Consider the following 12246-nt stretch of genomic DNA (forward strand, 5'->3'; position numbering starts at 1 on the left):
GTCCTCCCCCGGAACACCAACTGGCCGCCCCGGTGGCCTGGTTGGCGGGCGAGCTGCCGGTGGCCGGGCGCGGGGCAGTGCGGAAGCCGCAGCATAAGGGAGCGGAGCACTCCGTGTCAGCGCGATGACGCAAGGTTGCCGCGCGGCCTGCGGGGCGCCTTCCCTGCGGGGGTCAGACGGCCGCGGGGAACTCCCCGCGCTTGAGCGCGCCGACGAATGTCGACCAGCCGCCCGTCGGGAAGACCAGTACGGGGCCGTGCGGGTCCTTGCTGTCACGGACGGGGACGGCGTCGGGGATACCGGGGGCTATTTCGATGCAGTCGCCGCCGTCGCGGTCGCTGTAGCTGCTCTTGATCCATATGGCTGTGCTCAGCTGGTGCTTGTTCATGGTCCCCGTACCCTTCCATGAAGTCGCCGATCAGCGCGGCGGATTCGGGGGCTGACAGAGCATCCGCCCGGAGCACATCATAGGTCTGGCTGTGGCGGGCGAAGACGGCCGGATCGTCGTGGAAATGGCCCCGGTCCAGCGACTCCGAGTAGACCCACTGCTCCCCCTTCGGCAGGGTGATCAGCGTCATCGAGGTCTTGGGCCGGACGATTTCTGGGCGCTGAGCCGGAGCGACCTGGATGCGAATGTTGGGACGCTGCCCCACTGCCAGCAGGTGTGCACACTGGCCGCGCATGACGGCCGGGCTTCCCACGAGGTTGCGCAGGCAGCTCTCGTCCAGGACCGCGACGTACAAGGGGCCGCCATCAGCGAGGAAGCGTCCCTGTCGGCTGAGTCGGGCCCTAACGCGCTCTTCCGCCTTCTCCCTGTTGCCGAGGTCGGAGAACAGCTCCCGTGCGTACTCCTCCGACTGCAACAGTCCCGGCATGACCTGCGCTTGATACTGACGCAGGCCCACCGTCACCGCATCCATCTCCGCCCGCCGCTCGAACCAGTCCGGATGCTGCACCTCGGGATACCAGTCGATCCGCCCCCATAACCGCAGCAGCACCCCGCCCGTCTGCAGCAGTTCATCGCACTGCCGGGCGAAGGCTTCCTGCGGTACGCGCGTGCCCGCCTCGACGCGGGCCACCTGCGAACGGTCGCACGGGATCTTGTTCGAGAGCTCCTCCTGAGTGAGCCCCGCCGCCTCCCGGAAGTGCCGCAACACCTCCCCGAACACGGCGGCATTGGTGGCTGCCGGTCCACTCTCCGCATTGCGTCGTCGTCGGCTCACCGCATCCCCCTTGGTGCCAGAAGGTGAGTGTCACGCGTCCGACGTTGCGGCCCGCACTACGGGGCGCAACGCTGAACACACCCAACGTAATGGGTCGTTCGGCCGACCGTGCCGCCTTCTCGCGCAACCAACCTCTGGGAGTCATTGAGCATGAGTTACGACCGGGATGCCGTCCCCGCGAACCTGCCGGGGCTGCGCCTGCTGCCGTGGGAGGGAGAAGGCGGGAAGCCCTGCTTCTTGTCGGCGGACCGGACGGACGGGACCGGAGGCGTGCTGTCCCGGCTGGCCGATGAGATCGAGGCGGAGCAACTGTGCGACGGCGCCGAGGTCCTCAAGGGCGCGGTGGCCGTACTGGACGACGGCAGGGCGGGGGAACACGCGCTGCGGCGGGCGCTGCGGGCGACCACGCAGGCCTTCGGCAACGTGCTGCGCGTCGCCGACAGCCGGGGCGCGCGCCTGCCGGTGACGGAGTGCGCGCACGAGGCGGACTTACGCCGGGGGTGACGGGCCGCCGGGCGGACCGACTGCCCGCCGGGCCCGAACGACCGAGCCCGCACGGCCGTTGCAGGCCGTGCGGGCTCGTGGGTGCTGCGGTGCCGCCCGGGTGGGGCGGCCGCGGCGGTGGGTCAGCCGAGGAGGCCGAGACCGCGGACGGCCTCGCGCTCCTCCGTGAGCTCCTTCACCGACGCGTCGATGCGCTCGCGGGAGAAGTCGTTGATCTCCAGGCCCTGGACGATCTCGTACTTGCCGTCCTTGGTGGTGACGGGGAAGGAGGAGATCAGGCCCTCCGGGACGCCGTAGGAGCCGTCCGAGGGGATGCCCATCGAGGTCCAGTCGCCGGCGGCGGTGCCGTTGACCCAGGTGTGGACGTGGTCGATGGCGGCGTTGGCGGCGGAGGCGGCGGAGGACGCGCCACGGGCCTCGATGATCGCCGCACCGCGCTTGGCGACGGTCGGGATGAAGTCCTCGGCCAGCCACTTCTCGTCGTTGACGGTCTCGGCGGCGTTCTTGCCGGCGACCGTGGCGTGGAAGATGTCGGGGTACTGGGTGGCGGAGTGGTTGCCCCAGATCGTCAGCTTCTGGATCTCGGACACCGGGGTGCCGGTCTTCTTCGAGAGCTGCGAGAGCGCGCGGTTGTGGTCCAGACGCGTCATCGCGGTGAAGCGCTCGGCGGGTACGTCCGGCGCGGCGGCCTGGGCGATCAGGGCGTTGGTGTTGGCCGGGTTGCCGACGACCAGGACCTTGATGTCGTCCGCGGCGTGGTCGTTGATGGCCTTGCCCTGCGGCTTGAAGATGCCGCCGTTGGCCTCCAGGAGGTCACCGCGCTCCATGCCCTTGGTACGGGGGCGGGCGCCGACGAGCAGCGCGACGTTCGCACCGTCGAAGGCCACGTTCGGGTCGTCCGAGATGTCGATGCCCTGCAGCAGCGGGAAGGCGCAGTCGTCCAGCTCCATGGCGGTGCCCTCGGCGGCCTTCAGACCCTGGGGGATCTCCAGGAGGCGCAGCTTGACCGGCACGTCCGCGCCGAGCAGATGTCCGGAAGCGATGCGGAAGAGGAGTGCGTAACCGATCTGGCCGGCGGCGCCGGTCACGGTCACATTGACGGGAGTGCGGGTCATGGCGATCTCCTGCGCGGTGTTTTCCGGGGGCAAGCCCCTGGTCCACCATGGGTGGCGGTGGGTGTCCCTGCCCAGTTATCCGGGTCTCTTGGTATCGAGAGACCCGGCCGTCAGGCTATCGGACCCCCGACCGCGCCAGGCGACGGGCCGGTGTGGAACACCTCACCGGGTGCGTCCGGGACGTCCGTACGGCCGTCCACGGAGCCTTCGTACCCGCCCGGCCATCCCGGTCCTCGATGCGCTCCGCGCGGGTGGTGCGGGAGGGGGCGGCGGCCGCCCACTCAAGGAGGGGGAGTGCGGGCGGCCGCCAGGTTGTGCCACACCCGTGGGGGGGGTAACCGTCGTCTGCCCGGGATGCCGACGGGCATGCCCCCTGAATTTCGGACACGTTCTCGGCAGGGGGTATCGGCCCGGAGCGGGCCGGGCGACCCGCCTCCTGGCCGGTTGCCGCCCGCTTTTCCGGGGTGCCGCCTAGCGGATCGCCTGGGTGGGCCGGGCCGCGGGCCTGGCCGGAACCGGACGGGCGCAGTTCTTCGCCCCCGCCACGGTCGTCTGGCAGGCCGCGACCTTCGCCGGGTCCCCGGACACCGCGACCATCGGGGTGTAGGCGTCGCCGCCCCGCTCGGCCTGCGCCGTGGCGCTGTGGCCGCCGGAGCTGATGGTGGCCTGGTCGCCCTGCGCCGCACGGCTGATCCGCGCCCAGGCCGTATGGCACACGGCGCTGTAGCGGACCTCGATCAGCGAGCGGCCCGACACCCCGCGGGACGGGGTGACCGCATGCGGTCCGCCGCAGCCCATCTTCTCCGGGTCCTTGCCCACGCAGCCGTCGCCGGTGCAGCCCACTCCGGCGGGCAGCGCCTGCTTCGCGCTCGGTGCGGCCGCGGGCGCGGGCGCGGCGGCCGCCGTCTTCTTCGCCGGGCCGGTGCCCGGGTTCAGCAGCAGCACGGCGCCGCCGGCCACCAGCAGCGCGCCGACCGCGCCGGCGACGAAGACGGCCGTCCGGCCGCGGCGGGCACGCGGGCCCGCGGGCGCGGCGGGCGTCGTGGCCGGGGCCGGGGAGCGGTGCGCCGCCACCCGGCCCGCGGGAAAGTCGGCGCTCGACGGGAGGTGCGGGTGCGGGTGTTGCGGCAACTGTGCCGTCCCGCCCGGCTGCGCGGCCTGCTCGGGCCGGGCGCCCTTGCCCTTGGCGGCCTTTGACGTCTTCCCTGCCTTTGCGGGCTTCGCCTCCGGCCCGGCCCCGGCCGGCTCCGTATCGAACTCCCCCAGGGCGGCGCGCGCCTGGGCCACGCTGATCGCTTCCATGGTGACGTCCTGCCGCATCTCGGCCCGGCTCCAGGCCCGTTCGGCCAGCTCCCACAGCGTGGTGAGGTGCGAGGGATGCGCGCCGGTCACCTCGGCGAGCGCGACCACCGCGCGCAGCGGCGGCAGCAGCCGCCCGTTGAGATAGCGCTCCCAGGACGTCTTGCTGTAGCCCGTACGGTCCGCGACGGTGGCCACACTCAGCCCGCTGCGGTCCACGAGCCTGCGCAGCTGACCGGTGAACTCCCCTACCTGCGGGTCGAGTTCCTCCGGCAGCGCCTTCCAGCGAGGCATGGCCTCCCCCTATCCCCCCGCTTACGTGCGACAGCGCGGCTCCCCCGGCCCGCCCTCCTTGCTCCCCGCGGGGACGCCCCCGGTCAGGGCGGCAGTTCCCCCGCACGGGCGCACGGCGGCATCCGGGCAGAGGTCACCCACCCGCGCGCCCCGTGGCCCCTGCAGTGTCGCATTTCGACCGGACCTCTTACGACGTCCGTACGTTTTCTGACAAGAACAGCCCGCACAACTCCCTCGGGCCCTACCGTGCGAAGCACTCCCCTGCCCCGCCGCCCGCCGGATACAGGCACAGCCGGATGCCCTCGGTCCCGCGGGCCGCCGCCATCGGCGTGACGAGATACCCCTCGGCGTCGAACCGGTCCACCACCCGCACCGACCGCGGCCGCGCCCCCGGCACCGACACCTCCAGCCGGTCCCCGACCCGGCCGTTGCGGAGCCGCCCCCAGGCCGCGCCGCATGCCTTGCCGTAACGGATCTGAACATGCTGCCCGCGGGCGGCAGTTCGCTCCACGGGCGTCTCCACCAGGTCAGGGAGCTCGCAGTACATCGACTCCGGGTCCTTGCCGTCGCACCCTTTCGCCCGGCAGCCGGTCACCTCGGACGGCGCGGGCCCGGCCCCCTCCTGCCGCCCGCCCCCGACGGCCCCCTCGCCCGCCCAGAAGGCCAGCGCCACCACGACCGCCACCAGGCCCGCACCGGCACCGGCGGTCATGGCCACGACCCACTGCGGCAGCCGCGGCGACGGTTGCGGTGACCGCCCCGCCCGAGGGGGCGAGGCCGCCCGCTCACCGCCCGGCCGTCCGCGTCCGCTCCACGCCGCGTCCGCCAGCTCCCACAGCGCCAGGAGCCGCTCGGGCGGCTCCCCCGCCAGCAGGCACAGCGCCTCGACCGCGCCCCGCGGCGGCAGCTTCTTCGCGTTGAGATAGCGCTCCCAGGAGGACTTGCTGTACGGCGTCCGCCCGGCGAGCCCGGCCAGGGTGAGCCCCGTACGGCTGCGCAACTCCCGCATCCGCTCGGCCAGCCGGGAGTTCTCGACCCCGCCCCTCGGCTCGCCGCCGGGCCCGCTCACCGGCGCAGCGCCTTCCAGGTGTCGGGGCCGACGATCCCGTCCGTGGGGAGCCCGGACCGGGCCTGCAGACGCTGGACGGCGCGCCGGGTCCGCCCGCCGACGATGCCGTCCACCACGCCCGGGTCACAGCCCCGGCGGTGCAGCAGGCACTGCGCCTCGACGACGTCCCAGCCCGCCGCACCGCTGCCCAGGACCGCCGTGTCCGTACGGCTGTGCCCGGCATACAGGGCGCCCGCCCGGCGCCGCACGGAGCAGCCGAAGGCCTCCCCTGGCCGGTGGGTGAACGTCGGCGCGGCACCGGGCACGCCGGCGGCCGGTGCGGCGACGGCGGCGCGTTCGATGCCGGTGGCGTCCTGCCAGAGGCGGACGACCAGCAGCGCCGCACCGGCCATGACGAGCGCCGCCAGCGCGCCCAGGACCAGCGGTGGGAGCGGCATGAGACGGCCGGACGGGGGCCCGGCGGCCGCGGTGGGTGCGGCGGATGCGGCGAGTCCGGCGGGTGCGGCCGTCTCGTCCCGCGCGGCCCGACCGGCCGGCCGCGGCACCGGCTGTCCGGCCGCGGGCGCCGGCCGGGTGGCGTGCCAGGCCTGCGCGGCGACCTCCTGGAGCGCCAGCAGCCGGGGCGCATCGGCATCGCAGACCCGGGCCAGCGCCTCCACCGCCGCGCGCGGCGGCAGCTTCTTGCCGTTGAGATAGCGCTCCCAGGACGACTTGCTGTACGAGGTCCGTGCGGCGAGCGCGGTCAGGCTCAGTCCGCTGTGGTCCTTCAACCGCCGTAAGTGGACGACCAGATGCCGCACCCGGTGGTCCAGCGATGCGGGCAGCCCTTTCCAACGCGACATGTCCCACCCCGTACGCGTTCGATGTCCCCCGAGGCCATGGCCCCCTGTGCCGCCGATGATGGCGCGGACCCGGGCTCCGTTTCCGCTTTTTACTCTTTCCACGCGGTATCGGCACCTTGCCGCCGCCCGGGCCGCGGTCCCGCCGAAGCATCCGCCCCGACGGCGTCCCCGCAGGTCACGGCCGGGACATCCCACGCGAGCCGCATCCTGGCGGGCGGCCGGCGCCGGGCACCGGCGGGCGGGAGTGCGGCCGGTGGCGCACCGCGGGCCGCACGGCCCGCCCCGCGCCGCCTCCGCCGTGGTCCGTGCGCCGCCCGCCCGCCTTCGCACGGCACCGCGCCACAGCACGACGGCGGCCCGCCTTCTCCCCGAGGAGAGGACGGGCCGCCGTCACCGACCGGCCGGCCGGGTGCCCGCGGGCACCCCGAGCCGGGTGCCTACCGCACGGTGAAGTGGACGATGTCGTCCAGGAACGGGATGTGGATCCACGGCTTGGGCTGCACCATCATCGCCAGCATCACGATCACGAAGCCGAGCCCCCCGTACGTCGCCATATCGGTGAAGCGGGAGCGCACGGCCAGCATCCCCACCGACGGCAGGGCCCACCGCAGCACCGCCCCGGCCAGCAGGGAGAGCCCGATCACGATCGCCCCGATACGGAAGGCGTCGAGCGCCTCCAGCAGCAGACCGACCGCGACCCCGCCCATGACGGTGAGCAGCGGCCACTGCCGGGCGGGCGCGGGAAAGTCGCCCGAGGCGGCCCGCCCGCCGCCTTCCGGCCGGGCGGTGTCGCGGGTCAGCGTCGGAAAGCGGCGCGAGGAGCGCTGCGGCTCACAGGCTCCGTCCGAATGCGCATCGGCACCCATGGCTGGCAGTCCCTTCCGGTGTCCGGATCCGTCTGTCTCTGAGGACAGGCTCTCAGATCGCGCGGGGGTCAGCCCGCCGCGCGCTCGGCGGCCTCGACGACGTTGACCAGCAGCTGGGCGCGGGTCATCGGGCCGACGCCGCCCGGGTTGGGGGCGACCCAGCCGGCCACCTCGGCGACGCCCGGGTGCACATCGCCGACGATCTTGCCCTGCTCGTCACGGCTGACGCCGACGTCCAGGACCGCCGCACCGGGCTTGACGTCCTCGGGCTTGATGATGTGCGGCACACCGGCCGCGGCGACGATGATGTCGGCCTGCCTGAGGTGCGCGGACAGATCGCGGGTGCCGGTGTGGCACTGGGTCACCGTGGCGTTCTCGGACTTGCGGGTCAGCACCAGCGGCATCGGGCGGCCGATGGTGATCCCGCGGCCGACGACCACCACATGCGCGCCCTTGACCTCGACATCGTGACGCCGCAGCAGCTGGACGATGCCGTACGGGGTGCAGGGCAGCGGGCCCTCGATGCCGAGCACCAGCCGGCCCAGGCTCATCGGGTGCAGACCATCGGCGTCCTTGGCCGGATCCATCAGTTCCAGGACACGGTTGGCGTCGATGCCCTTGGGGAGCGGGAGTTGGACGATGTAGCCGGTGCAGGCCGGGTCCTCGTTCAGCTCGCGGACGACCGCCTCGATCTCCTCCTGGGTGGCGGTCTCCGGCAGTTCCCGCTGGATCGAGGCGATGCCGACCTGGGCGCAGTCGCGGTGCTTGCCGTTGACGTACCAGCGGCTTCCCGGGTCGTCGCCCACCAGGAGGGTGCCCAGACCGGGCTGTACGCCCTTGGCCTTCAGTGCCTCGACGCGGGTGGTGAGCTCGGACTTGATAGCGGCTGCGGTGGCCTTGCCATCCAGGATCTGGGCAGTCATACCCCCCATCTTCCCGGATGAGGGCGGTCACGTTCCAATCAGGGCATGCGGGGCGTCCATGGCCGGAATTGATCATTGCACTTGCACAACAGTGAGCAACCTTGACTGGACAGAGTGAATGCGCAACTAGAAGGATTGACGCCGCAGTGCCGCAGGCATCGTCGGGGGCGGGCCAGTGAATCCTGTTTTTCCTCCGCGTCACGCCGCGTCGCGCGACAGTTACCCAACGGAGGAAAACAGCAGATGAGTTTCGGCGACCCGAACAACCCCTACGGCCAGCAGCCGCAGGCGCCGCAGGGCCCGTACGGCCAGCAGCCCCCGGTCCCTCCGCAGGGTCAGCCCGGCTACGGATACCCCCAGCAGACCCCGCCGCAGCAGCCGTACGGCTACCCGCAGCAGCAGGTCCCGCCGCAGCAGGCGTACGGCTACCCCCAGCAGCAGGCCGCGCCGTACGGCCAGCCGGGGATGCCGGGGATGCCCGGGATGCCGATGGGTTACGCGAGCTGGGGTGCCCGGGTCGGCGCGATCCTGCTCGACGGCCTGATCATCGGCGCCCTGCCGACCATCCTGTACATCGTCGGCGCCATCATGGCCGCCAGCTCCTCGTCCACGAGCGTGGACACCTCGTCCTGCCAGCCGGGCGACGTCCAGTGCGTCAGCGACGCCTACAACTCGGCCGCGAGCAGCGCCACGCCGACCGGCGCCATCATCGTGATGGCGATCGCGTGGCTGATCCTCGTGGGCGGTGGCTTCTTCCTCATGGCGAAGGAAGGCGGCACCGGCCAGACCCCGGGCAAGAAGGCACTGGGCATCAAGGTGCTCAAGGAGACCACCGGTCAGCCTCTCGGCTTCGGCATGACGTTCGTGCGCTACATCTGCCGCTACCTCAACGGCCTGCTGTGCGGCATCGGCTGGCTGTGGCCGCTGTGGGACGACAAGAACCAGACGTTCGCGGACAAGATCGTCGGCACCGTGGTCGTGAGCGTCAAGTAAGCCCGCTCTGGGCCGCACGGACGCCCTCAACAGCCCACGAAGGCCCCCTCGCAGCCGCGACCGGGGGCCTTCGCGGCGCTCGCCGATATCGCTTCAAGTCGCCCGAAGGACACCGCTCGTGAGCTACCCCAACCAGAACCCTTACGGTCCGCCGCCGGGTCAGCAACCCGGCTACGGCTACCCCCAGCAGCCTCCCCACCCTCAGCAGCCGATGGCTCCGTACGGCCCCTACCCGGGCGGCGGCGGAATGCCCGGTATGCAGCCGCAGTACCCCGCGGTGATGCCCGGCAGCGCCAAGACCGCCCGGGTGATGCTGTTCGTGCTCTCCGGCCTGAACCTCATCGGGCTGGTCCTCGCCGTGATGGGACTGGGCGGCGTCAGCAAGGCCTCGCACAACGCCTCGCCGTACACCGCCGCGGAGGACGTCACGGCGATGAACGTCGGCAAGGGTCTGCTGATCGCGGTGATCGTGCTGATCGTGATCTTCACCGCGGCCGCGATCACCCTGGCCCTGCAGTTCGCCAACGGCGGCAGCGGGGTGCGGGTCGGCACCATCGTCTTCGGTGTCGCGACCATCATGCTGAGCCTGTTCACCTTCCCGATCGGCCTGGTCCACACGGTCCTGGGCATCCTGGTCGTGGTCTTCGTCTCCAAGGACGAGAGCAACGCCTGGTTCAACCGGCCGCGTTACTGACCTCTTCGGGCACCGCACGGCGAAGGGCCGCACCCCGGTCGGGGTGCGGCCCTTCGCGTGGGATCGGCCGCTCAGTGGAAGAAGTGCCGGGTCCCCGTGAAGTACATCGTCACGCCGGCCTTCTTGGCGGCCTCGACGACGAGCTCGTCACGGACCGAACCGCCCGGCTGGACCACGGCCTTGACGCCGGCCTCGGCCAGCACCTCGAAGCCGTCGGGGAACGGGAAGAAGGCGTCGGAGGCGGCGTAGGAACCGCGCGCCCGCTCCTCGCCCGCACGCTGCACCGCGAGCTTCGCGGAGTCCACGCGGTTGACCTGGCCCATGCCGACGCCGACCGTGGCGCCGTTCTTGGCGAGCAGGATCGCGTTGGACTTCACGGCACGGCAGGCGCGCCAGGCGAAGGCCAGCTCGGCCAGCTCGTCGGCGGACAGCACGGCCCCGCTGGCCAGCGTCCAGTTGCCCGGGTCGTCGCCCTCGGCCTGCAGCCGGTCGGTCACCTGGAGCAGGGCGCCGCCGTCAACGGGCTTGACCTCCACCGGGTTCGACGGGGCGTCGGGACAGCGCAGCACCCGGATGTTCTTCTTGCGGGCGAGGATCTCGACCGCGCCGTCCTCGTAGCCGGGGGCCACGATGACCTCGGTGAAGATCTCGGCGACCTGCTCGGCCATCGCCACGGAGACCGGGCGGTTGACGGCGATGACACCGCCGAACGCGGAGAGCGGGTCACAGGCGTGCGCGTTGCGGTGCGCCTCGGCGATGTCCGCGGCGACCGCGATACCGCACGGGTTGGCGTGCTTGATGATCGCCACACACGGCTCGGCGTGGTCGTACGCGGCCCGGCGCGCGGCGTCGGTGTCCGTGTAGTTGTTGTACGACATCTCCTTGCCGTGCAGCTGCTCGGCCTGCGCGAGCCCGCCGCTGCCGTCCACGTACAGCGCGGCACCCTGGTGCGGGTTCTCGCCGTAGCGCAGGACGTTCTTGCGGGCGTAGGTGGCGCCGAGGAACTCGGGGAACGTCGCGTCATCGGCGTAGCCGTCGAGGAACCAGGAGGCGACGGCCACGTCGTAGGCCGCGGTGTGCTGGAAGGCCTCGGCCGCCAGCCGCTTGCGCGCGTCCAGCGCGAAGCCGCCGCCGGCGACGGCCTCCAGGACGGCGCCGTAGCGGGCGGGGTTCACGACCACGGCCACCGACGGGTGGTTCTTGGCGGCGGCGCGGACCATCGAGGGTCCGCCGATGTCGATCTGCTCCACGCACTCGTCGGGGGTGGCGCCGGAGGCGACGGTCTCCCGGAACGGGTACAGGTTGACGATCACCAGGTCGAACGGCTCGACACCCAGATCGGCCAGCTGCCGGCGGTGGTCCTCCAGGCGGAGGTCGGCCAGGATGCCGGCGTGCACCTTCGGGTGCAGGGTCTTGACCCGGCCGTCCAGGCACTCGGGGAAGCCGGTCAGCTCCTCGACCTTGGTGACCGGCACCCCGGCCGCGGCGATCTTCGCGGCCGTCGACCCGGTCGAGACGAGCTGGACGCCCGCCGCGTGCAGGCCCTGCGCCAGCTCCTCCAGCCCGGACTTGTCATAGACGCTGACCAGCGCGCGGCGGATGGGCCGCTGCGTACCTTCGGTGGCGGTCACGAGATACGTACCTTTCGTCCCTCAATGCGGTAGCCGTGCCGGGCCAGACGCCCCACGACCTCGACGAGCAGCGATCGCTCGACTTCCTTGATGCGCTCATGCAGCGCGGATTCGTCGTCCTCGTCCCGGATCTCGACCACGCCCTGGGCGATGATCGGGCCGGTGTCGACACCGTCGTCGACGAAGTGGACGGTGCATCCGGTGACCTTCGCGCCGTACGCGAGCGCATCGCGCACGCCATGGGCACCGGGAAAGCTCGGCAGCAGCGCCGGGTGGGTGTTGACGGTGCGGCCGCCGAAGCGGGCGAGGAACTCCTTGCCCAGGATCTTCATGAAACCGGCCGAGACCACCAGATCGGGCTCGTGGGCGGCGACCGCCTCGGTGAGCGCCGCGTCCCAGTCCGCACGGCTCTCGTAGTCCTTGACCCGGCACACGAAGGTGGGGAGCCCGGCGGCCCCGGCGCGCTCCAGGCCCGCGATGGCGCCCCGGTCGGCGCCGACGGCCACGATCTCGGCTCCGTACCCCGCCGGGCCCTGATCGGCGATGGCGTCCAGCAGCGCCTGCAGATTCGTGCCGGAACCGGAGACGAGGACGACGATGCGGGCCACCCGGCCCCTCAGGGTCTCCCCAGGAACGGGGGGAACGGAGGGCTGCTGGGCGGGGGCTGGGGAGGAAGCCACGGCGGGGCTCTTTTCCGATCTCGCGTGCTTTGTGTGGTCGTACAAGACTGCGGGTACCGCAGATCCGGGGAACCCTACGAAGGCGCCGACCGTCAGCAACGATACCGGCACAC

General features: G+C 72.2%; 13 protein-coding genes. 3 read left to right on the forward strand and 10 right to left on the reverse strand.

What is annotated here, in order from left to right:
• Positions 1–172: 172 nt before the first annotated feature.
• A complete protein-coding gene (locus Scani_RS40650) occupies positions 173–361 on the reverse strand; it encodes a DUF397 domain-containing protein (protein ID WP_246295603.1) in 189 nt (62 codons plus the stop codon).
• Positions 273–1169: a helix-turn-helix domain-containing protein gene (locus Scani_RS06655; protein ID WP_159471819.1), complete on the reverse strand. Its 897-nt coding sequence runs from the start codon at positions 1167–1169 to the stop codon at positions 273–275. The genes Scani_RS40650 and Scani_RS06655 overlap by 89 nt, the downstream gene beginning before the upstream one ends.
• A gap of 204 nt (positions 1170–1373) precedes the next feature.
• On the opposite strand from Scani_RS06655, the gene Scani_RS06660 reads away from it, so the two are divergent.
• Positions 1374–1727, forward strand: a complete 354-nt coding sequence (locus Scani_RS06660) for a hypothetical protein (protein ID WP_159470923.1) — start codon at positions 1374–1376, stop codon at positions 1725–1727.
• Between the two features lie 122 nt (positions 1728–1849).
• Here the strand turns inward: Scani_RS06660 and Scani_RS06665 are convergent, their stop codons facing one another.
• The 6 genes from Scani_RS06665 to Scani_RS06690 form a co-directional block, all read right to left on the reverse strand.
• Positions 1850–2842, reverse strand: coding sequence for a malate dehydrogenase (locus tag Scani_RS06665; RefSeq protein ID WP_159470925.1), 993 nt, complete (start codon positions 2840–2842; stop codon positions 1850–1852).
• 471 nt (positions 2843–3313) lie between these two features.
• Positions 3314–4435: a helix-turn-helix domain-containing protein gene (locus Scani_RS06670; RefSeq protein WP_159470927.1), complete on the reverse strand. Its 1122-nt coding sequence runs from the start codon at positions 4433–4435 to the stop codon at positions 3314–3316.
• Positions 4436–4676: 241 nt separating this feature from the next.
• Positions 4677–5504 (reverse strand): helix-turn-helix domain-containing protein, encoded by an 828-nt coding sequence (locus Scani_RS06675; RefSeq protein ID WP_246295522.1) that lies wholly within the window; start codon positions 5502–5504, stop codon positions 4677–4679.
• Entirely contained in the window at positions 5501–6346 is an 846-nt protein-coding gene (locus Scani_RS06680) for a helix-turn-helix domain-containing protein (protein WP_159470929.1), read from the reverse strand. Before Scani_RS06680 ends, Scani_RS06675 begins: the two co-directional genes overlap by 4 nt.
• 437 nt (positions 6347–6783) lie before the next feature.
• A complete protein-coding gene (locus Scani_RS06685; RefSeq protein WP_159470931.1) occupies positions 6784–7212 on the reverse strand; it encodes a DUF3017 domain-containing protein in 429 nt (142 codons plus the stop codon).
• 68 nt (positions 7213–7280) lie between these two features.
• On the reverse strand, positions 7281–8135 hold the full coding sequence (locus Scani_RS06690) for a bifunctional methylenetetrahydrofolate dehydrogenase/methenyltetrahydrofolate cyclohydrolase (RefSeq protein WP_159470933.1): 855 nt from the start codon (positions 8133–8135) through the stop codon (positions 7281–7283).
• 243 nt (positions 8136–8378) lie between these two features.
• Between Scani_RS06690 and Scani_RS06695 the strand changes: the two genes are divergently transcribed.
• The gene (locus tag Scani_RS06695; RefSeq protein ID WP_159470935.1) at positions 8379–9128 is read left to right on the forward strand and encodes an RDD family protein; all 750 of its coding nucleotides are present in this window, start codon (positions 8379–8381) and stop codon (positions 9126–9128) included.
• A 118-nt stretch (positions 9129–9246) separates the two neighbouring features.
• The gene (locus Scani_RS06700) at positions 9247–9822 is read left to right on the forward strand and encodes a hypothetical protein (protein WP_159470937.1); all 576 of its coding nucleotides are present in this window, start codon (positions 9247–9249) and stop codon (positions 9820–9822) included.
• A 71-nt stretch (positions 9823–9893) separates the two neighbouring features.
• Here the strand turns inward: Scani_RS06700 and purH are convergent, their stop codons facing one another.
• Positions 9894–11453, reverse strand: coding sequence for a bifunctional phosphoribosylaminoimidazolecarboxamide formyltransferase/IMP cyclohydrolase (purH, locus tag Scani_RS06705; RefSeq protein ID WP_159470939.1), 1560 nt, complete (start codon positions 11451–11453; stop codon positions 9894–9896).
• Positions 11450–12133, reverse strand: coding sequence for a phosphoribosylglycinamide formyltransferase (purN, locus tag Scani_RS06710; RefSeq protein WP_371872315.1), 684 nt, complete (start codon positions 12131–12133; stop codon positions 11450–11452). Before purN ends, purH begins: the two co-directional genes overlap by 4 nt.
• Between the last annotated feature and the right edge of the window lie 113 nt (positions 12134–12246).

The organism is Streptomyces caniferus (assembly GCF_009811555.1).
Lineage (GTDB): Bacteria > Actinomycetota > Actinomycetes > Streptomycetales > Streptomycetaceae > Streptomyces > Streptomyces caniferus.